Origin of the sequence: Mesorhizobium sp. M0408, from assembly GCF_040321495.1 — a bacterium.
In the GTDB taxonomy this organism is placed as follows: Bacteria; Pseudomonadota; Alphaproteobacteria; order Rhizobiales; family Rhizobiaceae; genus Mesorhizobium.
Genome location: NZ_JAMYRO010000033.1, coordinates 35679 through 56646, shown reverse-complemented (window position 1 = coordinate 56646; position 20968 = coordinate 35679). Strand labels below are relative to the sequence as shown.

The 20968-nt window shown below is 60.7% G+C and carries 20 protein-coding genes and 1 pseudogene; 14 read left to right on the top strand and 7 right to left on the bottom strand.

Annotated elements, in window-relative coordinates; translation table 11 throughout:
- Window positions 1-519: 519 nt before the first annotated feature.
- Window positions 520-981: a hypothetical protein gene (locus NKI67_RS28385; protein WP_352648061.1), complete on the bottom strand. Its 462-nt coding sequence runs from the start codon at window positions 979-981 to the stop codon at window positions 520-522.
- Between the two features lie 143 nt (window positions 982-1124).
- On the opposite strand from NKI67_RS28385, the gene NKI67_RS28380 reads away from it, so the two are divergent.
- Complete coding sequence (locus NKI67_RS28380) at window positions 1125-2072, top strand: IS1595 family transposase (protein ID WP_352648059.1); 948 nt, start codon at window positions 1125-1127, stop codon at window positions 2070-2072.
- A gap of 8 nt (window positions 2073-2080) precedes the next feature.
- Complete coding sequence (locus NKI67_RS28375; RefSeq protein WP_352648057.1) at window positions 2081-2260, top strand: hypothetical protein; 180 nt, start codon at window positions 2081-2083, stop codon at window positions 2258-2260.
- Here NKI67_RS28375 and NKI67_RS28370 read toward each other — a convergent pair whose 3' ends face one another.
- Together NKI67_RS28370 and NKI67_RS28365 are read right to left on the bottom strand one after the other, a co-directional pair.
- On the bottom strand, window positions 2261-2767 hold the full coding sequence (locus NKI67_RS28370; protein WP_352648055.1) for a DUF3800 domain-containing protein: 507 nt from the start codon (window positions 2765-2767) through the stop codon (window positions 2261-2263).
- The gene (locus tag NKI67_RS28365; RefSeq protein ID WP_352648053.1) at window positions 2748-3092 is read right to left on the bottom strand and encodes a hypothetical protein; all 345 of its coding nucleotides are present in this window, start codon (window positions 3090-3092) and stop codon (window positions 2748-2750) included. Before NKI67_RS28365 ends, NKI67_RS28370 begins: the two co-directional genes overlap by 20 nt.
- 528 nt (window positions 3093-3620) lie before the next feature.
- On the opposite strand from NKI67_RS28365, the gene NKI67_RS28360 reads away from it, so the two are divergent.
- Window positions 3621-4847: a pilus assembly protein TadG-related protein gene (locus tag NKI67_RS28360; protein ID WP_352648051.1), complete on the top strand. Its 1227-nt coding sequence runs from the start codon at window positions 3621-3623 to the stop codon at window positions 4845-4847.
- A gap of 409 nt (window positions 4848-5256) precedes the next feature.
- On the opposite strand, the gene NKI67_RS28355 is transcribed toward NKI67_RS28360, so the two are convergent.
- The 3 genes from NKI67_RS28355 to NKI67_RS28345 form a co-directional block, all read right to left on the bottom strand.
- Entirely contained in the window at window positions 5257-8697 is a 3441-nt protein-coding gene (locus tag NKI67_RS28355; RefSeq protein ID WP_352648049.1) for an acyl-[ACP]--phospholipid O-acyltransferase, read from the bottom strand.
- A 93-nt stretch (window positions 8698-8790) separates the two neighbouring features.
- Entirely contained in the window at window positions 8791-8937 is a 147-nt protein-coding gene (locus tag NKI67_RS28350; protein ID WP_352648047.1) for a hypothetical protein, read from the bottom strand.
- Between the two features lie 656 nt (window positions 8938-9593).
- A complete protein-coding gene (locus tag NKI67_RS28345) occupies window positions 9594-9836 on the bottom strand; it encodes a hypothetical protein (protein ID WP_352648045.1) in 243 nt (80 codons plus the stop codon).
- Between the two features lie 483 nt (window positions 9837-10319).
- Between NKI67_RS28345 and NKI67_RS28340 the strand changes: the two genes are divergently transcribed.
- The 11 genes and pseudogenes from NKI67_RS28340 to NKI67_RS28290 all read left to right on the top strand — a co-directional run bounded on the left by NKI67_RS28340 (window position 10320) and on the right by NKI67_RS28290 (window position 19444).
- Window positions 10320-10595: a hypothetical protein gene (locus tag NKI67_RS28340; RefSeq protein WP_352648043.1), complete on the top strand. Its 276-nt coding sequence runs from the start codon at window positions 10320-10322 to the stop codon at window positions 10593-10595.
- Window positions 10596-10623: 28 nt separating this feature from the next.
- On the top strand, window positions 10624-10848 hold the full coding sequence (locus tag NKI67_RS28335) for a hypothetical protein (RefSeq protein WP_352648041.1): 225 nt from the start codon (window positions 10624-10626) through the stop codon (window positions 10846-10848).
- Between the two features lie 1578 nt (window positions 10849-12426).
- Window positions 12427-12567 (top strand): annotated as a pseudogene (locus NKI67_RS28330) (NADP-dependent oxidoreductase); the annotation flags it as partial.
- Between the two features lie 198 nt (window positions 12568-12765).
- Complete coding sequence (locus tag NKI67_RS28325) at window positions 12766-13470, top strand: gamma-glutamylcyclotransferase (protein WP_352648039.1); 705 nt, start codon at window positions 12766-12768, stop codon at window positions 13468-13470.
- Window positions 13471-13513: 43 nt separating this feature from the next.
- A complete protein-coding gene (locus NKI67_RS28320; protein ID WP_352648037.1) occupies window positions 13514-13636 on the top strand; it encodes a hypothetical protein in 123 nt (40 codons plus the stop codon).
- Window positions 13637-13749: 113 nt separating this feature from the next.
- Entirely contained in the window at window positions 13750-13932 is a 183-nt protein-coding gene (locus NKI67_RS28315) for a hypothetical protein (RefSeq protein WP_023679139.1), read from the top strand.
- 218 nt (window positions 13933-14150) lie between these two features.
- Window positions 14151-15083 (top strand): sugar ABC transporter substrate-binding protein, encoded by a 933-nt coding sequence (locus tag NKI67_RS28310; RefSeq protein ID WP_352648035.1) that lies wholly within the window; start codon window positions 14151-14153, stop codon window positions 15081-15083.
- 67 nt (window positions 15084-15150) lie between these two features.
- Window positions 15151-16206 (top strand): ABC transporter permease, encoded by a 1056-nt coding sequence (locus NKI67_RS28305; RefSeq protein ID WP_352648033.1) that lies wholly within the window; start codon window positions 15151-15153, stop codon window positions 16204-16206.
- 3 nt (window positions 16207-16209) lie between these two features.
- Window positions 16210-16989 (top strand): ATP-binding cassette domain-containing protein, encoded by a 780-nt coding sequence (locus tag NKI67_RS28300; protein WP_352648031.1) that lies wholly within the window; start codon window positions 16210-16212, stop codon window positions 16987-16989.
- Window positions 16986-17945 (top strand): cyclase family protein, encoded by a 960-nt coding sequence (locus NKI67_RS28295; RefSeq protein WP_352648029.1) that lies wholly within the window; start codon window positions 16986-16988, stop codon window positions 17943-17945. The genes NKI67_RS28300 and NKI67_RS28295 overlap by 4 nt, the downstream gene beginning before the upstream one ends.
- Before the next feature lie 23 nt (window positions 17946-17968).
- On the top strand, window positions 17969-19444 hold the full coding sequence (locus NKI67_RS28290; RefSeq protein WP_352648027.1) for an amidase: 1476 nt from the start codon (window positions 17969-17971) through the stop codon (window positions 19442-19444).
- 16 nt (window positions 19445-19460) lie between these two features.
- Here the strand turns inward: NKI67_RS28290 and NKI67_RS28285 are convergent, their stop codons facing one another.
- Window positions 19461-20747 (bottom strand): ROK family protein, encoded by a 1287-nt coding sequence (locus NKI67_RS28285; protein ID WP_352648026.1) that lies wholly within the window; start codon window positions 20745-20747, stop codon window positions 19461-19463.
- Window positions 20748-20968 lie beyond the last annotated feature (221 nt).

Sequence of the window (20968 nt, the reverse complement as noted above, 5' to 3'; positions counted from 1 at the left end):
CCGGGTTTCGGTCTGCAGCCCTGTGGAAACTTGGGACTCTAGCGAACCAGAGGTCTGCTCACCACCCAACCGCGACGTAGAACGCTCCACGGGCGAGGCGGGATGAGCCGAATCTCCATTGCCGAAGAGATCGAGAACGCCGCGGACCGCACCGCGGACATGTCGCGGGCCGATCTTCCGACCATCTTGAGTCGCACCCCATTGACTTGAGCCCACGGAGGACGCGCCCAATTCCATCGCCCGCTGAGATGAAAATTGGCCGAATGGACCTCATCCAGGTTGTGCTTTGGCGAGTGGCTGGAAACCAACGCCTACCTGGCAGTGAAGACGGTTGACGAGGAAAGCGAAACCGACGGGTGCGCGTAGGCCGTCTCCCGTGATCGCGGAATTACCTGAATCGCCAAGTTCGGTACTATTCACCGCGGCGGACCCCAACCCGCCCGGCCGGCGCCTATTCAGGCAAACTACCCCAACGCCCCCCCAAGCGGCGCCGGCCACCTTCCCCACGAGGCGAGCGCTTCAGTTCCTCGGCAGCTTGTGGATCTCCAACCTGACCGGGCCGCCTCTGTCACCGCTCGTACAGAACAGGGCCCTTTCGACCGTGCTGAACAGCGCATCTTTGCCATAGGGCCGGACCAGGCCAGCGGCCTTCACCTCGGCATGATGTGAGCAGTTTTTGCACCAAGCGCGCAGCGTGTGCCATTCGCGCAGATCGCCAAGCGATACGTCGAGGCCGGCGTGCACGCTACCCGCAACGATGGCATGCGGCGGAACCGTGGGCTCGCCTGGTGTAACGATCTTCTCCATCACATGCCGGCTGTTGTAGTGGATCAGCAGCATCCCCGGCCGGCGCCTGATAGCTGTCTGCCAGGCGGCCTGGCTGACGCTCGAATCCGGCGATCGACTTATCGTCTCAACGAGCGCCTTCTCCTCGCGGTCCCAAACCTCGATCCGGAAATTGTCCTCCGCTGTTTTTGCCATAGCTTCGCCGACCAGCGCTTTTGGCACTTCGCGACCATTCCTTCCCGCCTCAGATTGAAACAGAAATAAGGAACAAATTCAGCATATTATACTTGACGTACCCACATAAACGGAATAGGTTGGTTCCATAAGGAGTTACCCCAATGTCCGTCCTGTCCGACCGCCACTTTCACGACGAAGCCGCAGCCTACAAGTTTGTGGAAGCCAGGATTTGGCCGAACGGTCCCGTTTGCCCGCATTGCGGCGGTTTCGAGCGTATTTCCAAGATGGAAGGCAAGAGCACCCGTATTGGCACCTACAAGTGCTACCAATGCCGCAAGCCCTTTACCGTGAAGATCGGCACCATCTTTGAAGCCAGCCACGTCAAGCTGAACCACTGGCTACAGGCGATCTTCCTTATCGCTTCGTCCAAGAAAGGCATTTCGAGCAACCAGCTTCATCGCACCCTTGGCGTGACCCTGAAAACCGCTTGGTTTATCTCGCATCGCATCCGCGAAGCTATGCGCGATGGCAAGCTTGGCCCGCTCGGTGGCGAAGGTCAGGTTGTCGAGGCGGATGAAACCTATTTCGGATCTCGCGCGGACAAGCGCACCACCCGCACCAGCGGCGAAGCCTTCATCAAGAAAGGCCGTTCCGGCCCATCAAACAAGCGCGCCGTGCTCGGCCTGATTGAACGCGGCGGCTCGGTGCGCACCTTCCATGTTGCGCAGGCGACCAAGATCAACGTTGCCGAACTAGCGACTGAGAACGTCGCCCGTGAAAGCACCCTCTACACCGATGAGAGCCGCCTCTATTTCGACATGGGGGACCACTTCACCGCTCACGATTCGGTCAAGCATTCGGCTGGCGAGTACGTTCGCGGCGTGGTGCATTCCAACACTATCGAAAGCTATTTCAGCATCTTCAAGCGCGGCATGCGCGGCACCTACCAGCATTGCGCAGAGAAGCACCTTCACCGCTATCTTGCTGAATTTGACTTCCGCCACAATTCGCGCGTAGCCCTTGGCGTGAACGATGAAGCGCGGGCCGGCCGCATCCTTGATGGTGTCGTCGGCAAGCGTCTGACCTATGAAACGACTAGTGCAAGGTGAGGCACCCTATGGCGTCTGGCGACCGTCCAAATACCGCCCGAAAGCTGCCCGGAAAAAAGGCAAAAAAGCTTAGTCAGAAAGAGCAATCCGAGCGGTTCAAAGAGACTGCTCGGAAGCTTGAAGCGGACGAAACTGGAGAAGCCTTCAAGCACGCCGTTGAGCGAATGTTGCCGGCGCGCAAGCCCTGATTAGCCCCAGTGCTGCGCTCCGCTGTTGGGCCACCAGAAGCACCCATAATTCGCTGCTTGAGTTCTGATCTGTCCCAAGACAGTAGGTTGTAGAAAACCGCCGAACAGCGCTTCTAGTCGCCGCTCACTCCGTTCGGCCCCTCGAAGGTGTCGCTGAAAAACGAAGGCACATGAATCGGCGATTTGAAGTAGGGGCTCGTCTTCTTTAGTCGCGAAGCTGGGCGGTCCTTTTATCCTCGATATCGGAAGGTTGTGGAGCTTTTCTCGCAACCACTCTGGATACCACCGCTTCAATAGCGCCTCGCTGCTGTAAAGGCGGTGGATCGCTTCTATCGCCCTCCGAGCCTCTTCGCGTTGCTCGGCCACTAGCATCGCCACTTCATTTTCGCTGGCGTGATTTTTCATGAACCAGTCAGCGGCCTGGATGCATTGGCCATACGCCTCTGCATGAACGACCTTCGATTCACGAACTGAATTCTTGTCGCGCTCAACCGCGCGGCAAGGCAATCAACCGGTCCAATAAAGCCCATCGATCTTCATCCGGCCAATCATGGCGGTATTTCCCACCATGCTCCAAGTCGGTTGCATGGAAGATGAAACCCTCTCTAAACTTTTCGGGGACATCGGCCTTAAGCGCTTCAATACGATCAGCCAGGACACGCCACTGCCGGTCTGGATCAAGTATTAATCCTGCCACGATCGCCACCGGCTCCCGCGTGGTGTGGCCGGTTTCGTCCACATAGACAACGCGCACGATCTTGTCCCCAACGAGCGGGCCGCCGCCAAATGCGCGGACCGCGCTCCGCCTGTCCTGTAAGGTGCTCATTTTCATAGCACCTCGCGGGTGGGTACGCAAAGTATAATATGCTGAACAAATTCCTCTCCGGTCAAGGCGCTCTTGACATTTTTGTTCTTATTTCGTTTGGGGTCGCAGGTCTTGGCGGCTTCCTGCAGGCGGGCGCGATCGAGGGTCCGCTCGCCACTGTGCGAGCAGTGGGAGCGGACCCTATCAGCGCATGAAGGGACTAGGATACGCATGACGACGCTATCAACTTCAACCCGCCGTGCAAGTTCCAGGCGCCATTGTGCGCAGGATCATTGCCCAACGCGGTCAGACTTAGGTCCTGTGGTTTCGGGCAGCTCGAACATCCAATCGAAATGGCGCCGGCCTTGACGATCGCCAGACCGGCGCCAGACGGCGGCGCACTGGCGCTCGGCGGCGTCATCGTGGTGAATTTGAGACGCTGATTCAGCTGCTCCCCGCAAGCTGATTTGCGATCGAGACAACTTTACCGGCTCGCGAAACGGACCCTCAACATGCTGCCTCTAGGTTAGTCCCAGCTAAATGAAGGGGGCTTCCATGCGGGTGACCGAACGATTTTGGCGTTCAGAACGCGGCAACTTCGCCGTGGTGTTTGCGTTGGTCTTGCCGGTCGTGCTTTTGGGCGTCGGAGTGGCGATAGACTTTGCGCGCGTGAGCCGAACTGCCCAACAGTTGCAGGAGGGAGCCGACTCCACGGCCCTTCAGTTGGCCGTGGCAAGCGCGAACAGCAGCGATATGACGTCGGAACAGCGTCAGGAGAACGTTGATACTTTCGCCAGCCCCACCTTTGTGGCCACGCGAAGTCCCTATAGTGGTGACGCCCACCAGACGGTTGGATCAACCAATCCCACAATCGTGACGGTTGTATTGCACCAACCGCAGGAATTGGCCTTCTCGGCAATCCTTGGCGTCGATAAACTTGATATTAGCCGAAGCGCAACCGCGATTGCCTATCCGCGATACCCAGTCTGTCTTCTCGTGTTAGATCGGTTCGCCTCGAACGCATGGTCGAATTCGGGGTCTTCGTCGATAAATGGCCAGAAATGCGTTGCGCAGGTGAATTCAAGATCGGGGTCTGCGCTAGCCACGAATGGCGCATCGTCCATCAGGACATTGGTGACGTCAGTCGTCGGCCCCTCCGGGCCGTCTGCCGGCTTCAACCCTCAACCGCTTTTCAATCAGAAAGAGCTGGCAGATCCCATTATCTCCCGACTGATCTGGCCAACAGACAATGTCTGCACCTACAATAACCTGGTGATCAAAAACGCCACCGCAAATCTCATTCCCGGCACTTTTTGTGGAGGGCTCACTCTATCGGTTGGAGCGGTGGTCAATCTTGCCGCGGGAACGTATGTTATCAGGACGGGAGGGCTTTCGCTCTCCTCCGGCGCGGTTCTCGATGCAGCTGACGGTACCACCATCGTTCTACTCGACGATCAGGCCACCACCACAATGCAGGCCGGCGCCAAGCTACGCCTGACGGCGCCGACCAGCGGCCCGTGGATGGGGATCGCGCTAGCTCAAAAACCCCAAGGCGTGGAGAGAACCTCCACGCTCATTGGCGGTGGCGATACAGATCTAGGCGGCATAATCTATCTGCCGTCACAAAAGCTTTTTCTTACAGGTGGCGGTGCATTGTCGACGGACAGTAAGCCTCGCATCTTTGTGGTCAACCGGATCGAGATGAACGGCAATGGCTCAATTTATCTTGCTGGCGCAAGTGACTTATTGACAACGAATTCTGCAACGAGACTGATGAATTGAACTTGGCTGTAGCCAGCGCAGTGTTGTGAGACAGACTGCATTTGAGGTTCGCTTGCTTCCGTGTTGGACGGAGAGCGGATATCCAAGGCAACGCTTCCCGCATAGTTTCATCGATAATGAATCATCTCCAGTGAGTTTCTGGTGAGTTAAACAACGGGCAATAGGCTAACTCCCGGACAATTCGGGGGATTCCCGGCTGAATAGCTGCCTTCCTTGGGCAGGTCTGCCGGCGTCAGATTGCCCCGTCACCTTCTTCGACGGCATCGACAGGCCCGAGGCGTGGTAGCCATCGAATGTCAGCATTCAACGTTGCCTATTTTTTACAAGAAGCGAGTCGAAGCCTCGTTCGAAACTGCATGCATCCGCGTCTAGCCTAGTTTCACGTGATTGGGCAAACAGGCCGACTTCCTCAGTCGGCTATTGTCAAGCCCGCTTGGGTTTTCATGTCTTCGCCGCTCACCTTTTTGGTCACAGCGGAGAAATCGAGCTTGCCTGAGCCGAGGACAGGCACTTTCGCAACGACGCGCACTTCGGCCGGCACCATCAGGTCCATGGCGCCGTTGGCCTTGGCGAAGGCCAGGAATTCGGCACGTGTGGCGTTGACGGCCTCGGTAATGAGCACCAGCTTTTCGCCCTTGCGCGCATCTGGCACGGCGGCGACCGCCGAGAGCGAGCCTTTCCACAATTCGCCCGCCAGCGCCTCGACGGCGGCCAGCGAAACCATCTCGCCACCGATCTTGGCAAAGCGCTTCGCGCGGCCTCGAATGGTGATGAAGCCGACGTCGTCAACGGCGACGACGTCGCCGGTGTCATGCCAGCCGTCTTCGAGCGGCTCGAGCACGCCCGGCTTCTCGGTGCGCAGATAGCCCGCCATGACATTGGGCCCACGCACGAAAAGCCGTCCCCCATCCTCGACGCCAGGCACCGGGTCCAGGCGGTACTCCATACCCGGCATGATTTTGCCGACACTGCCGGAGCGGTTGTACATCGGCGTGTTGATGGAGATCACGGGCGCGGTTTCGGTCACGCCATAGCCTTCGAGGATGCGTAGGCCGAACTTTTCCATATAGGTCGCGCGCGTAGAAGCCTTGACCGGTTCCGCGCCGGCAAAGCAATAGCGCACTGAGCGGAAGTCGTAAGGGTGTGCCGTACGCGCATAGCCGCTGAGGAACGTATCGGTGCCGAAGATGATCGTCGCGTTCGATGCGTAGACCAACTCCGGCACGATGCGATAGTGCAGCGGGGAGGGATAGAAATACACCGGCACGCCCGAGATCAGCGGCAGCACCGTACCTGCTGTCATGCCGAACGAGTGGAAGATCGGCAGCACGTTGAAGACCTTGTCGCCCGAATGGAAGTCGATACGCGAGGCGGCCTGGGCGGCATTAGCCAGGATGTTGCGATGGGTGAGCACCACGCCCTTAGGCGTGCCTTCAGAACCTGAGGTGAACAGGATCACCGCCGGTTGGCCGGGCTTGCGGGCGACCCGGGGTGTTTTTTTGCGCAAAAGGCCGAGCAGCTTGTCCTTGAGGCCAATGGTGGCCCGCAGATCATCAAGCCACACAATATCGACCGAGCGGCCGAGTTCCTCGACCACGGCGCCAAGTTTCGCTTGTTCGACAAAGGCGCGCGAGGTCAGCACGGTGCGCACCTCGGCGGCTTTGCAAGCGGAGAGGATGTTGGCCGCACCGGCAGTGAAGTTCATCATCGCCGGAACCTTGCCGGCGGACATGATGCCGAGCAGCGTCGCACAGGCGCCGTTAGCGTTGGGCAGCATGATGCCGAGCGTCTGCTGGCCGGCATAGAGGTTTTTGAATTTCTCGCCAAGCACGGCGGCGGCTGTCAGCAGCTTGCCGTAGCTCAGCGAACCGGTGACGGGGTCCTGCACGGCCAGTTGCTTCATGCCGCGTTCGCTCGCCGTCTGGATGATCTTCTCCAGCACAGTCTTGTCGATGTCCTGGGTGCGGAAGACGAGATCCGACATGACCTGGTAGAGGGCAGCACCCGCCGCTGCGCGGCGCTTCCGGCCCTTGAGATCCGGCGGTACTTCAAGTTTGGCCGGTTCTAGTATCGTCACCTTGACCTTTGGGAACAGCTGGCGGCGCACATGCAGCGAACTCAGCCGCGAAAAATAGCTCTTCTCCAGGCCGTCGATGCGCACTGGCACGACCATCGAGCCGGTCTTGTCGGCCACCATGGCGGCACCGTCATAGACCTTCATCAGGCCGCCGGTCACGGTGATCCGGCCTTCGGGGAAGATGACAAGCGGATCGCCGCCTTGCACGACCTTGATAAGCGTGCGGGTCGACATCGGCTTGGCCGGATTGAGCGGCACAGCGCGCGCAAGTTTCATGAACGGCTTCATCCACCAGGCTTGGGCGATGGTGTAGTCGATGGCAAACACCGGCTCCTCATCCGTCAGCGTCAAAGCCAGCGGCCCGTCGAGGAAACTGACATGGTTGAGCGCCAGGGTGGGTGCCGGGCCGGCCGCCTGGAGGTTTTCCAGCCCCTCCACCTCCAGACGATGGAAGGCTCGGAACAGAATGGAAACGAAGTCGCGGAAGGCGTTGGTTGGCAGATATCTCAGCATCAGCCAGGCGGCGACCACGTTGAGTGCGGCGAGGCCGAACAGGATACCTCCAGTGGAGACGCCCGCTGCTTGAATCGCGGCAACAAGTATGCCGCCCACCGTCATAAAGCCTGCATTGACGATGCTCACGGCGGCGACGACGCGAGCGCGGCTGGCGTCGGGCGCCCAGGCTTGTACGGCGGCGAACGTCGGTACGACAAGAAAGGCGCTGGCAATAGCCATGCCGGCAAGGTCGATCGCAACATGGACCGTGTTTGGCCCGGCGAAGAATATTGCGAGCGTTTCGGCCCCGAGCGAAGGCTGCATACCCCAGATGGTCCAGGCCAGGTCCAAGCCGAATAGTGCCATCAACGCAGTGCCAACCGGGGCTGGCAAGAGCACAATGCGGCCCTGCGACATCCATGCGGCTATGGCAGAGCCAATGGGGATCGAGACGGCGAACACCGCGAGATAGGCGGTGACAGCGATTTCTCCGCCACCGAGCGAATCCTTGACCAACGCAGGCAGGATCGAAAGGACAATGGCCCCGATCAGCCAGAACCACGACGTCATCAGTCCGGCGCGCCAGATCCGCTTGTCGGCACGCAAACCGTTCACCTGTCGCCAGGTCGAGCGAAAGATGTTTTTGTCGATGACTAGGTCGGGAGCCGCAGAACCGGTGGACGGAATGTAGCGGCTGACAAACCAACAGGCCACGGCAAGGGTCATCATGATCGGCCCGAACACCGAGACGCCAATGCCATCGGCCGAGACGACGCCTCCGGCGATAGTGCCGCCGAGGATGGCGGCGAAGGTTGCCGATTCGATCCAGGCATTGGCGCGGGGCAATTCCTTGCGCTCGAGATGATCCGGCAGGATGCCGTACTTGATCGGTCCGAACAGTGCCGAGATGATGCCGAACATGAGCAACGCGATCATCAGCACCGGGATCGACGACAGCGCGATTCCAACGACAGCGACAGCCGCAGCGGCGATCTCGGTGAATTTCAGCCGACGGGCGATGAGCGCCTTGTCGAACCGGTCGGCGATCTCGCCACCAAGGGCGGACAGGAGCAGGAAAGGAGCCATGAAGACGGCACCCGCCAGCGTGACCAGTGATGCTGCCTTGTCCGCCGCCAGGGTGAACAGAATAAGGAACACCAGCGTGTTCTTGAGGAAATTGTCGTTGAAGGCGGACAGGAACTGCGTCCAGAAGAGAGGCGCAAAGCGCCGTGACGTCATCAGATGGCTGTTCGTATAGCCGTTCGTGGCGATTTCCATTGGGGCGGCTTCCATTGGGCAAGACCGTTGAAGATCGTGGTCGTATCGATCAGCGGTCTTGCGCGGTTTGAGCTTCTTGTAGTGGGAACCCGGTTACACTTCGTTACTGCGGCTCGCATCGATCAGCGGCTTTTGGGTTTTGGAGTCTTCTAGCCAGTTCATGAAGCGGCTTGCCTCTTCCGCGTCTCGCAGGGTCTTGGTGATGGTGATCGAGGTATGCACGAGCCTGGTCGCGGCCATCGGGCAGAACCCCCTGGCGGCAAACCTTGCTCCATGAAATTGATGCCGCCGTCTTCATCCAAGCGGCGATAGCGAAAGTGGCATGGTCAATGTTTGCAGGCGCTTGAACCCCTTGCGAGCGTAGCTGTTGGAGGTCATCGATATTGTCTTTTGGTTTCAGGTGTAGGTTGGGCCGGCGTTGGTCTGTTTCAGGTTCGATACAATCAAGCCGGTCTTGCCACAGTCTTTTACGTCGGGCGAGTGTTGCTCCGCAGCGGCGCGCTACAGACGGCGGTCGCCAGCCAGCTTGAGGCGCAGTTGCCGCAACCACTCGCCATCCTCTCCGAGCGGAACGCAGGACGGCTACGCGAATCTGAGCACTGCCAAGTAGGCCTAATTTTCCACTGCCGAATAGACGATGAAACGCGTAAGCGAGTTTCCGGACCGGAAGGTATGCGTTGGGTTGTCCAAACGATGCAGAGGCGCTGCTGTGTTGGCGCGACACGCTCGACCGCAGGTGCGGTCGGCGTAAGAATTTTGGAGAGGCCCGTGGTGACTGGGGATTGCGCCGGTATTGGCGACGCGCGAAGACTGGTCGATACCTGGGGCGACGGCAGCCCCTGCGACGCAACTTCATACCGGAGAATGGAGGCCGCGCTGGGAGGTTGTTGCTTCGGCTACCAACTCAAAGTGATTGTCCGGGAGAGTTCGGCGATGTCGCCATAGATCATCGAACCTGTGACGAGAAAACATTTATCACCGAGGACTTCGAAGAGTGAGCTTGACGCGGTACAAACCGGCAGGTCCTTCGAATTGGCGTACGTGCCGAGGGTCGCGGTTTCGACCTTACGGTCCTTGGCTTCGGCACAGCCGAGACTGATCGCGAGGATTGCGATAGCAATGAGAGTCGTCTTGCTCATATTTTGCCCCTGGAGCCAGCACTTGTCGCGTAAGTCGCGCGATGCATCAAAGTAGCACCGGCCCACGATCGGCTTCATCCATCGATTGGAGGAAGCGGGCTCATCCATAATTAGCAATATCTTGAGTAAGGCGCCGAGCGCACCAGACTCATGGAATGGCGGCGGGCATAGGTGTTGGTGACGTGGTGGCGATCACAGCCACATATCAAGGTGAAGAAGCGGCAGCAGATCGAGCTTACCGGAGAGATCACGCGCATACGAGGAAGGCGGCAGGGTGACCGTCGATCTGGGACCGCTGGTGACGATCGACGTCGACAAGGTCAGGCTGGTCGAGAAGTACAGGACGCCAAAGCGCAAGAAGCCGCTGCGCGACATGGTGGATTAGCTCTTGGACCGCCGCTTATCCATGCGACATCGGTACCACTCAAACGAATGGCAATTTTCTGTCTGAATGCGTTTAGGGTCGATGCTCGGAGACCACGCATGGGTATCGCGCGGGAGACAGGTGACTCCCCGTTTCAAGGCGTCGAGATGCTACGAGCACTGAATAGTCAGTTCCTTAGACCTAAAGATCGGGCGATCTGCCAGCGGGTTGTCGACCAGGTAACCGCCGACGCCAAATGGTACAGCACCCCGATAGACGGTCAGATTCTGGCCTCGACCACGCTGAATCTCTTTCAATCAGGGGTCGTAAACGAAACGAATTTGCTGGCACATGTTCGCGCGCGGCGCCACGACTTCACTAAACTGACAGGCTAGTTCTTCACCCTCGCGACATGGGCGCGAAATGCGGCTCCTCGTAGTCCGCTGGCCTATTGTTAAGCAGATTGAGCGCCCGCTTTATGTCCCGATGCAGATGCTCGATCGCTTCCCAATGCTCGCCAAATGGCTTGAGCGACAACTGCGCGTCGCGGAGTTCTACCGTCAGAAGCCACGCCTGTCGTTCAATTTTGGCGAGGTGATATTCGGAAACGGCTTCGTGTCGGCGAGGGTGCGGCATCCCGCAAAATAGGAATATATTCCGCATGCCGTCAAGGCACATAGACTACTTCGTCCTGCCCTCAGCGCCTGCTCGCCGCGGGCATTTTGGGGGGAAGCACTGAATCAAGTTATGTGCGTTTGTAGCCATCAGCGTTTTGTCGGGCTGCGCTACTCGCCCAGCCGACATCAAGCCCACGCTGGTTTCGTCCAGCGTATACGCGGGCAAGTCCTGCAGCCAGTTGGAAGCCGAACTTTACCGAACGAGTTCCGACCTGGCGCCGATAATGGCCATACAAGACAGAACCGCCCGCCATGACGTGGACGGCGTGTTTTGGCTTGGCTTGCAGGTTGGCAGCATGATGGACAACACAGACATCAAGGCACGTGAAGCCAAGAGCCGAGCTGAAGGGCAACATGGACGCGATCAACGCAGCCCGACGAAAGGGCGGCTGTGTTGCCGGCACTCTGTAAGCCGTTCCAACGTTAAAATTGTCGGCTTGCTTCCCGCCCTGGCGATTGCGGAGTGGTCGTTTCATCGATTGACTCGCGTAATGCACCGGCAGTTAATCTCCCCGCCAGGGCAAAAGAGGGGCTATGAAACTGGGAGCAAACGATGACTGTCCAAAAAGAAGACTATCGAACCAACAGAGCCGACTACGCCATAGCTGCCATGCATAGCCGAGCGACCGCTGAGGGCGATCGTGACGATTTGGTGGCGAGGAAAAAGTCCCTGTGGGTAACAGATCGGCGATCTGCAAAATTGGCTGCAAACCCGTCCGAAAGCGCGCCAGAACCCAAGGCAAAAGCGCGCGGTAAGTGAATCGGACGCCAGCCACTTTCTTACCGCCGCGTACTTCGTTCGCATGGTTCGATTATATTAGATTTATCTAAAATACTAACCAGCCAGTCGAGCATTCCCGAACGCTCGCTGGTCAGGCCCAGCGGCCCCCCTAACCCAAGCTGCTGGGCCGCCCTCAGAGCAAAGCGCGATGTATGAGCATACTAGCATTACGGTGATCGTCTCCACCTTGCCGGCCTTGCTTAGCACCACCTGGAAATCAGTTTCGAATCCCCGAATGTGCGGGGTCCAGGGGCCATCACTAGACATTTCGAGATTTGCGGTTCGAGCGGGCTCCCTTCATCGGCATGAGGGGTGACGGAGTACATCATCTTGGCAAATCAACACAGCCGGCATACTCGCCCCCTCGTTCGGTCGAAAGCTGGGTGGAACAATCAGGTGCGCAACTTGTCATCACTGATATTGCCGCTTCACCCCAGCTTTGAGCGTGCGCCCTTCAGCCCATGCGTGGTTCACCGTTTTTTCACTTTATTAGCGCACGTTCATAAACGGACATGTTGGTGTAGCTTGTACGTGCCCAAAGCCCCGGCGCAACGACCCACGCCGGGGTTTTTTTGTCCGCCTGGTAATCCGCGAGTTCAGTCCGAGGTCGCTCTCAATTCGAACGCGAGCGAATTACACCGCAAAGTCCCTTAGGCAAGACGCTGTGGGTGGCACCGCGGTGCGAAGCGCGAGTGCGGAGGAACTTTCTGGCACTCCGCCAATTATTCTGCATGTCCCAAACAGCACACGTCGAAGCGCCCCGGCAGGGACGTTTCGGCCTGGCTCCAAGCGGGGAAGGTCAAATATCGTGAGGACATTGTCGAGGGACTCGCGAACGCGCCGATGGCCTTCATCGGTCTTCTCAAGGGCCGCAATTTCGGCAAGCTGTTGGTCAGGGTTTCACAGTGAGTAGAAAAGCGTCTCCCAAACCTAGATTGCCGAAACCACATGGAATCGTTCGAGGGCGAATATGCGGGGCGCTTTGCTGTCATCGGTGAAGGGGCAAAGACTCATTCACGCCGTGCATCGGTTCGTATCTTGCAACGCCCGTAGTATCTGCCAAGGATACGCGATCCTGATCCGATGGAGCACGGGATGCCGAGCCAAATGAGAAAGCCGACCTTGACCGCGGACCAGGTCGCGCGGGTCCACAAGGTCGTTCAGGACCAGGGTTTGACGCCAGGTGCCGAGCTACACACCGATGCCGACTACGACAGCTGGGTCGAGCAAATGATCCGAACTCATCCGGCCCCGAAAGCACCGACCCGCCTGTTCGCCTACGGCTCCTTGATCTGGAAGCCGGAGATCGAGCATATCGGTGAGCAGGTAGGCCTCGCTCGTGGGTGGCATCGCGCTTTCTGCTTTCGCATGACCCGTTTTCGGGGCACGCCGGAGCAGCCAGGCCTTATGATGGGCCTCGATCGTGGGGGGCAATGCAGCGGCGTCCTGTACGACCTGCCAAAGGACAACCTCGAACGCCAATTCGGCAAACTCTTTCGACGCGAATTCACCTACAAGCCGGCCAACAGCATGCCCCGGTGGATCACGGTGGCGACCGCTTCCGGGCCTATCTCGGCCTTGGCCTTTGTGATGAACCGCGCGTCACCTCTCTATGCCGGTCGTCAGTCGCTTGAAGCCGTTGCCGATGTCCTGGCCCTGGCCTGCGGTCATTGGGGAAGCGGGGCCGAATACCTGTTCAACACGGTTTCTCACCTCGAAGCCAAAGGCATACATGACAGCAGCCTCTGGCGGCTTCAACGCCTTGTGGCGGAGTTGATAGAGCGAAACCCGGCGGAGCGGAACGTTCTTTGAGCCGACGGAGCGGTCGCTTCAAGCATCCGCAGTTGGCGCGAACATGACCTCCAGCATTGTCACCCGCGATGTCCGCTTCCGGGCGGAGGCTGAAGAGACTGCCACCGCACTTTTCAACCTCGCCAAGGAATACCTTGAACAGCTCAAGGCGAGGCCATCGACTTAAGCCTAGCTGTGCGAGTTTCGGCATTTCGACGTCGCGGTGTCGGATTATTTGCATGCAAACCAGTTTTACGACGCTATCCTCCCATCCTCAACGGAAGATTCTGGGAGGAGTGCATGGCTGCGCATGAGCAACATGCCGTTGAAATCATTAGGGACAAAGAGTGGTCGGTTCGCGTGACGGTCAACGGCACCACCACCACGGTCCCTTTTACATCTGAGAGCTACGCGCGTTCGTTTGCAGACGGTCAGGCGTTCCGACTGGGCGTTCAGGTCGCGGAGATCAAGAAGGCGGCCTAGCTGCGCGCTTGCCCCAAGGGCCCCACAGCGATTGAACCTCGAGTCACCAAAGCCGGTTGAAATTAGCGTTGCGCGGCATAAGAGCTTGTGTCTATAGTTAGTACGTGGCTCGCACGAACAAACAGATTGACTGTGACGACCTGTAGACGGCGCCCAAGCTGGGCTGCTGCGCGGTCTGGAGGTGAGCTGGAACACTCGGTCAACAGGGGATACGCACAGTGAACCGCTTTCAGAAACTCTCGACCGCAGCGCTCGTCGCAGCATCCTTCACGTCGGCCGCCCTCGCCGCGAATGACAAGCTGACGATCGGCATCGTCACCTTCTCGACATCCGACGTCGACACAAACCAGATGGTCGACACGATGAGCCAGGAAGCCAAGTCGAAGGGCTGGTCGGTGGAAACGCTCAATGCCAATGGCGATCCTTCGCAAGCGATCACCAGTATCAAGCAGCTGGCAACCAAGAAGGTGGACGCCATCATCGTCACTGTCTTCGATTCGACGGGCCTGGCGGCCGGGCTCCAGGCGGCGGCGGACGCAAAGATCCCCGTCCTTTCGGCCGGCGGCGGCATGGCAGACGGGATCGCGCTATCTGCAAGTACCGGTGCTGCGCAACCGCTGATCGACTTGATGCTGAAGGACATCAGCAAGTCCGGAACTGTACTCGACCTCACCTACCATCCCGGCATTCCGTGCCGCGAACGAGCCGACGCCTTCGATGCGGCGGTCAAGGCAAATCCGGGGCTCAAGGCGACCTCGCACGAGATCAGCATCCCGGGTGCTGCCGAATCCTCGCAGGCCGCGACCAGCGCCTGGCTTGCAGCCAATGCCAACGCCAAGGGGCCGTTCGCCATCTTCAACTGCTATGACGACAACGCTATGGGCGCGATCGCGGCGCTGAAGCAGAACGGCCGCAGCGACGTGAAGGTCTATTCGTTCAACGCCACGGCGCCCGCTGTCCAGGCTGTCAAGGACGGGACGATGACCGCCACGCTCGGTGTCGATCTGACTTCGGCAGGCAAAATGCTAGTCGATCAGATTCCCGACATCCTGGCAGCCGGCGACCAGTGGAAGCCCAAATCCTTCGTGCCAGGCTATACGCTCGTCACCAAAGACAACGTCGACAAGTTCATCAAGGACAATCCGCAGTAAGCTCTCCTGATTGTGGGTCTGGGCCGGACTTGACTGGCCGGGCCGGAGTGCTGTCATGAGAGCCGCCATGTCCGCTGATCATTCCCTGCCTGAAACCCACGCTCCGGCAGAGGCGCCCCGCGTCCTGCCGTCAACGCAGACCGGCTATGCCTCGCCCAATGCCCGACAGCGGCGCGCGTTGCTCATGCGCCTGCTTGGGACCTACGGCACCATCATCGTGCTGGCGTCGATGCTGGGGATATTCTCGGTGCTGGAGCCGGGGACCTTCGCAACCATCGGCAATTTTCGCAACATCGTAAACGACATGGCGATCGGCACCATTGTCGCGGCCGGCCTCACCGTGCCACTCGTCGCCGGTGATTTCGACCTCAGTATCGGCTATGTCGCGAGTTTCTGCGGGCTGCTCGTGGTCGGGCTGTTGAGCAGCAGTGGCTTGCCGATCCTACCCGCCATCTTCCTTGTCGTCGGCCTCGGAACGGTCGTCGGCATTGTCAACGGCATTGTCGTTTCGAAGATCGGGGTGAACGCCTTCATTGCCACGCTTGGCACGGGCACCATCGTCGTCGGGCTGAACTACGCCTATTCGGGCGGAATTCCGCTGCAGCTCACCCAGTCGCGCGAATTCACCAATATCGCGATCGGCCGGATTGCCGGAGTGCCGCACCTCGTCATCATCATGGCCGTCGTGCTTGCGCTGCTGTGGGTGATCCTCAACCGAACAGTGCAGGGCCAACACATCAAGGCCATCGGCGTCAGCCCGGAATCAGCGCGCCGCGCCGGCGTCGACGTCGATCGCAGCCGCATCGTTGCCTTCGCCATCGCCAGCACCTGTGCTGCTATAGGTGGCGTGCTGATGGCCTCCAATCTCGGCTCCGGCCAGGTGACGGCGGGTGACAGCTTCATGCTGACGTCGTTTTCGGCCGCCTTCCTCGGTTCGGCGGCGCTGCGAGAGGGTCAGTTTCATATCCTCGGCACCTTGATCGGCGTGCTGACGGTCGCCGTCGGCAACAATGGGCTGGCCATGATCGGCGCGCCGATCTTCACGCAGTTCCTGTTCACCGGCTGCCTTCTCGTCCTCGCCGTAGCGCTCGGCGGTATTGGCCGCCGCTATGCGAGGGGATAGGCCATGGCGCAGAAGATGCTGCTCAGCCTGCGCCGGATCTGCCGCAGCTTCGGCGGCATCCAGGCACTCGATGACGTTTCGCTGGACATCGCCAGGGGCGACATACTCGGCCTCGTTGGCGACAATGGTGCCGGCAAGTCGACGCTGATCAAAATCCTGGCCGGCGCGCATGACCCGACTTCCGGCGACGTGATCCTCGAAGGGCGGCCGCAAAAGTTGTCGCCGCCGTCCGAAGCGCAACGCCTCGGCATCGAGACGGTCTATCAGGACCTGTCGCTGATCGGCACGTTCACTGCCGCCGAAAACTTCTTTCTCGGCCGCGAGATTGCGCTTGGCCGCGGCCCGGCGCTGCTGCGCTGGATCCGCCGCAAATCGATGGGCGACATCGCGATGCGCGGCCTCGAGGAACTGCACATCGATATCCCCGGGGTGCGCAGCAAACCGGTGGATCGCATGTCCGGCGGCCAGCGCCAATTGGTGGCGATCGCGCGCGGTGCCTTTTGGGGCCATAAGCTGCTGCTGCTCGACGAGCCCACCGCGGCGCTCGGCGTGCGCGAATCCCGTGAGGTGCTCGACCTCATCAAACGACTCGGCGCCCAGGGGCTGACGATCGTCATGGTCACCCACAATCTCGATCATCTCTGGCAGGTGTGCAACCGCGTGGTGGTGATGCGCAGGGGCCGCAAGATCGCCGATCTCGCAAGTTCCGGCACCAACATGGAGGACGTCGTCGCTTATATCACCGGCGCCAGGCAGCCGGCGACCGCGCAGGCGGAAGCATGAGCGCGGCTGAAACGATGACGCTGCGCCGGCTGCTGGGCAATGCGCCGAGCCGCTGGGGGCATTGGGGTGCCGACGACGAGATCGGAGCGCTCAACTATCTGACCGCCGACGAGGTCAAGCGCGGCCTGGCGTCGGTGCGGGACGGCCGCACCTTCACGCTCGGCGTGCCGGTCGGGACCTCTGAGGGCGATGCCGTCTTTCCCGGCCGCTGGCCGGCCAAGCATTTCATGGTCGCCGACAAGGCCGGCTTCGAGAATGGCCACTGGCAACCGCTTGCCGGCGGCCTCGAATTCGCAGACGACTATATCACCAGCTTCGCACAGGCCGGCACGCATTGCGACGCGCTCGGCCACATGTGGTTCGACGACACGCTTTGGAACGGCTTCGCGGCAAGCAGTACCAATGGCGGCATGACCAAGGCCAGCATCATGCCGATCGCGGAGCGCGGGATCGTCGGACGCGGCGTGCTGCTCGACATCGCCCGGTTCCGCGGCAAACCGGCCCTTGAGCGCGCTGAAACATTCACGCATCGCGACCTCATGGAATGCGCCCGGGCCCAAGCGGTCGATATCCTGCCGCGCAGCATCCTTCTCGTTCGCACCGGCTGGGTCGGCGCACTGGCGGCGGGAAGCCAGCGCGTTGGCGATGGATATTGGGAACCCGGACTGACCTTCAGCCTCGACCTCGTGCGCTGGTTCGATGAGATGCAGATCCCCTGTCTGGTTACCGACACGCTGGCCAATGAGACAACCTACGAGCCCGAGACCGGGCTGATGCTGGTGCTGCACGCCGCGCTGATGCGCAATCTGGGCGTGGTGTTCACCGAAATGGCATCGCTCGACCTGCTGGCCGCAGATTGTGCCTCCGACCGCCGCTACGAAGGCTTCTACTGCGCCAGTCCGGTCAAAGTGAGCAAGGGCACCGGCGGCGCGGCAAATCCAGTGTTCATCAAATAGCACCCAACAAGGTGGAACGGCTTATGACTTCTGCAGACGACCAGATCTGTTTCCTGCCGGCCACGGAACTGGCCCAGCGCATCCGGCGCCGCGACCTGTCGCCGGTTGAAGTGACCGAGGCCTATCTGCGCCGCATCGAGGCGCGCAACCCGGTGGTCAACGCCTATACGCTGGTTCTCGGCGACCAGGCGATGGAAGCTGCGCGGGCCGCCGAAAAGGCCGTGATGGCAGGCGGTCCGCTTGGACCGCTGCATGGCGTCCCCGTCGGTATCAAGGACCTCGACGATATGGCCGGCGTGCCGACCTCGATGGGGTCGTGGGCGGTGCACGACCGGGTGCCCAAAACAAGTGCTGTGGCGGTCGAGCGCCTGCTCGACGCAGGCGCCATCGTGCTCGGCAAGACCAACACGCCGGAGTTCGGCCATAAAGGCATCACCGACAATCTGCGCTTCGGGCCGACCAGCACGCCCTTCGCGATCGGCTACAATTCCGGCGGCTCGTCCGGCGGCAGTGCGGCAGCGGTCGGCGACGGCATGGCGGCCCTGGCGCAAGGCACGGACGGCGGCGGTTCGGTCCGCATCCCCGCCTCGTTCAGCGGCACCGTCGGCTTCAAGCCCTCTTTCGGCCGCATTCCTTCGGTGACTCGCCCCGACGCCTTCTTGTGGGGACATCCTCTGGTCCATATCGGACCGCTGACCCGCACCGTTGCGGACGCCGCGCTGATGACCAAGATCATGGCCGGGCCTCACAACCGCGACCCGTTCTGCCTGCCGGATGACGGCGTTGACTATGTCGGCGCCGTTGCCGGGCGGACGCCGAAACTGCGCGTCGCCTACAGCCCGCGACTGGGCAATTTTCCGGTCGAAGCCGGGGTCGCCACCGTCGTTGCCCGGGCCGTCGATGTCATGCGAGCACATGGCATTGAGGTTGATGAGGTCGAGCTCGATTTCAGGGCCGATCACAAGGAACTGGCGGCGCTTTGGGTGCGCACGATCTCGATCCACTATGCTGCCATCGCCGTGTACTGGAAACAGGAGGGCATCGACCTGATGGGCAAGCACGCCAAGGTGCTCACCCCGCAGTTCCTCGCCATGCTGGAGGGCGCCTACAAGGTGTCCGCCGTCGACCATGCGCTCGACGATCTTTTGCGCACCGGCGTCCATGACGGCCTCGAGGATCTATTCGAAACCCATGACCTGATCGTCTCGCCGACGCTGGCCGTTCCGCCCGTCAAGAATGCCCCCGACGGCAACACGATCGGGCCGACATCGATCAATGGCGAGGCGGTCGATCCGCTGATCGGCTGGTGCATGACCTATCCGATCAACTATACCGGCCATCCGGCGATTTCGGTTCCGGCCGGCCTGACGGCGCAGGGCCTGCCGGTCGGCCTGCAGATCATCGGGCGGCGGCACGCCGACGAAACCGTTCTGGCGATGGCGGCTCAGTTCGAACGTATGCAGCCCTGGTTCCAAAGCTATCCGGGGCTCGCTGGATAGTTGGGTGTCGGAATACCTAGATCGGAAGCTGCAGCAGCTCGGAAATCACCAGACCGGCTGCGCCTAGGAGGGCGGCCCGGTCACCTGCATCGCCGGCAATGAATTCGATCGCGCCGCCGGGTCGTGACGGAACCATGGCGCGGACATGCTCCGCGATTGCGCCGAGCAGGCAATCGCCGCCGAGCACGACATCGCCATGCATGATGAAAATGTTGGGCGCCACCGTCTGCTGCAGATTGGCGATGCCGACGGCGACGTTGCGGGCATAGCGGTCGAGCAGCTCAGCCGCTCCCGGCAGCCGCCGCGCCGCCATGTCGACGAGGCGGGCCGAGTCGATCAGGTCTGGCTCTGGCAGAGCCGTGCGGGCGGCCTCTCGCCGGAGCCAGCTCAAGGTGGCAATGGTGTCCCAGCAGCCGCGCCTGCCACAGCGGCAGGGCTCGCCGTCGAGCTGCACGAAAGTGTGTCCGAGTTCGCCGCCTGCGCCTGCCGTGCCACGATAGAGGTGCCCGTCGAAATAGAGTGCGCCGCCCAGCACCTCGCCCGTGTAGACGACCGCGAATTGCCTGACGCCGCGCCCGGCGCCGAACCAGCGGTCGCCGACCAGCAAGGCGCGCGGATGATGGTCGAGCTTGACCGGCAGGCCGAAGCGTCGCCCGAGATCGTCGGCGAGCGGGTAGCGGTCGAGCGCCGGCGCGAGATTGACAGCGACGATCGACCCGCGATCGGTGTCAACCATGCCGCCGACGCCAACACCGATCCCGAGAGGCATGCGCCGCGCCCTGGAGAGAGTGTCGCCGACGCATTCAGTGATCGACTCGATGATTGGCCGGACCGGCCCCCTGCCGTCCGGCAGGGCCATCTTGCGTTCCGATTCGATCTTGCCGTCGAGCGTCGCCACGCAGGCATGCACGGCATCCGGCATCAGCAGCACACCGCAGATCGGACGGGCATTGGGCGAGAACCACAGCGGCCGGGCCGGCTTGCCGCCGCCCGGACTGGCAGGAACCGGGTCGCTCTCGACCAGCACCTGATCGTCGATCAGCGGCTGCACGATTCCGGAAATGGTGGTGCGGTTGACCCCGGCCACGCGGGCCAGTTCAGCCCTGCTCGTCGGCCCAAGATCGAACAGGGCCTGCAGCACACGGCCGCGATTGGTCGAGCCGACCATCGAGGACGACAGCAGCGCCTTGCGCCGGCGCGAAACCCGCTCCGCGCCGGACGCATCGCCGGGCGGCGTGAACAGAGCGCTGCGTCCGCCATTCGGGCGCCCATCGTCGGTATCGTCCATCGTCGGGTTTTTCATAAGGGGCATCCTGCCAGCTCTTCTAACCCAGGACCTTACCGGTTTCGAGCCCTTTGTGCGAGCAGGCAACAAACTCGTGCATTGCCAGGAGGGCAAGGACTTGCGCGAGTGCGGGGAAAAGCTGCCCCTTGATTCTGCTGCCAAAACCCCTTGGGCGCCCGCACCTCACCGCATCCCTTTCCGGCCATTGCGCTGTCCAATCATCCCTTTGCCAGGAGATC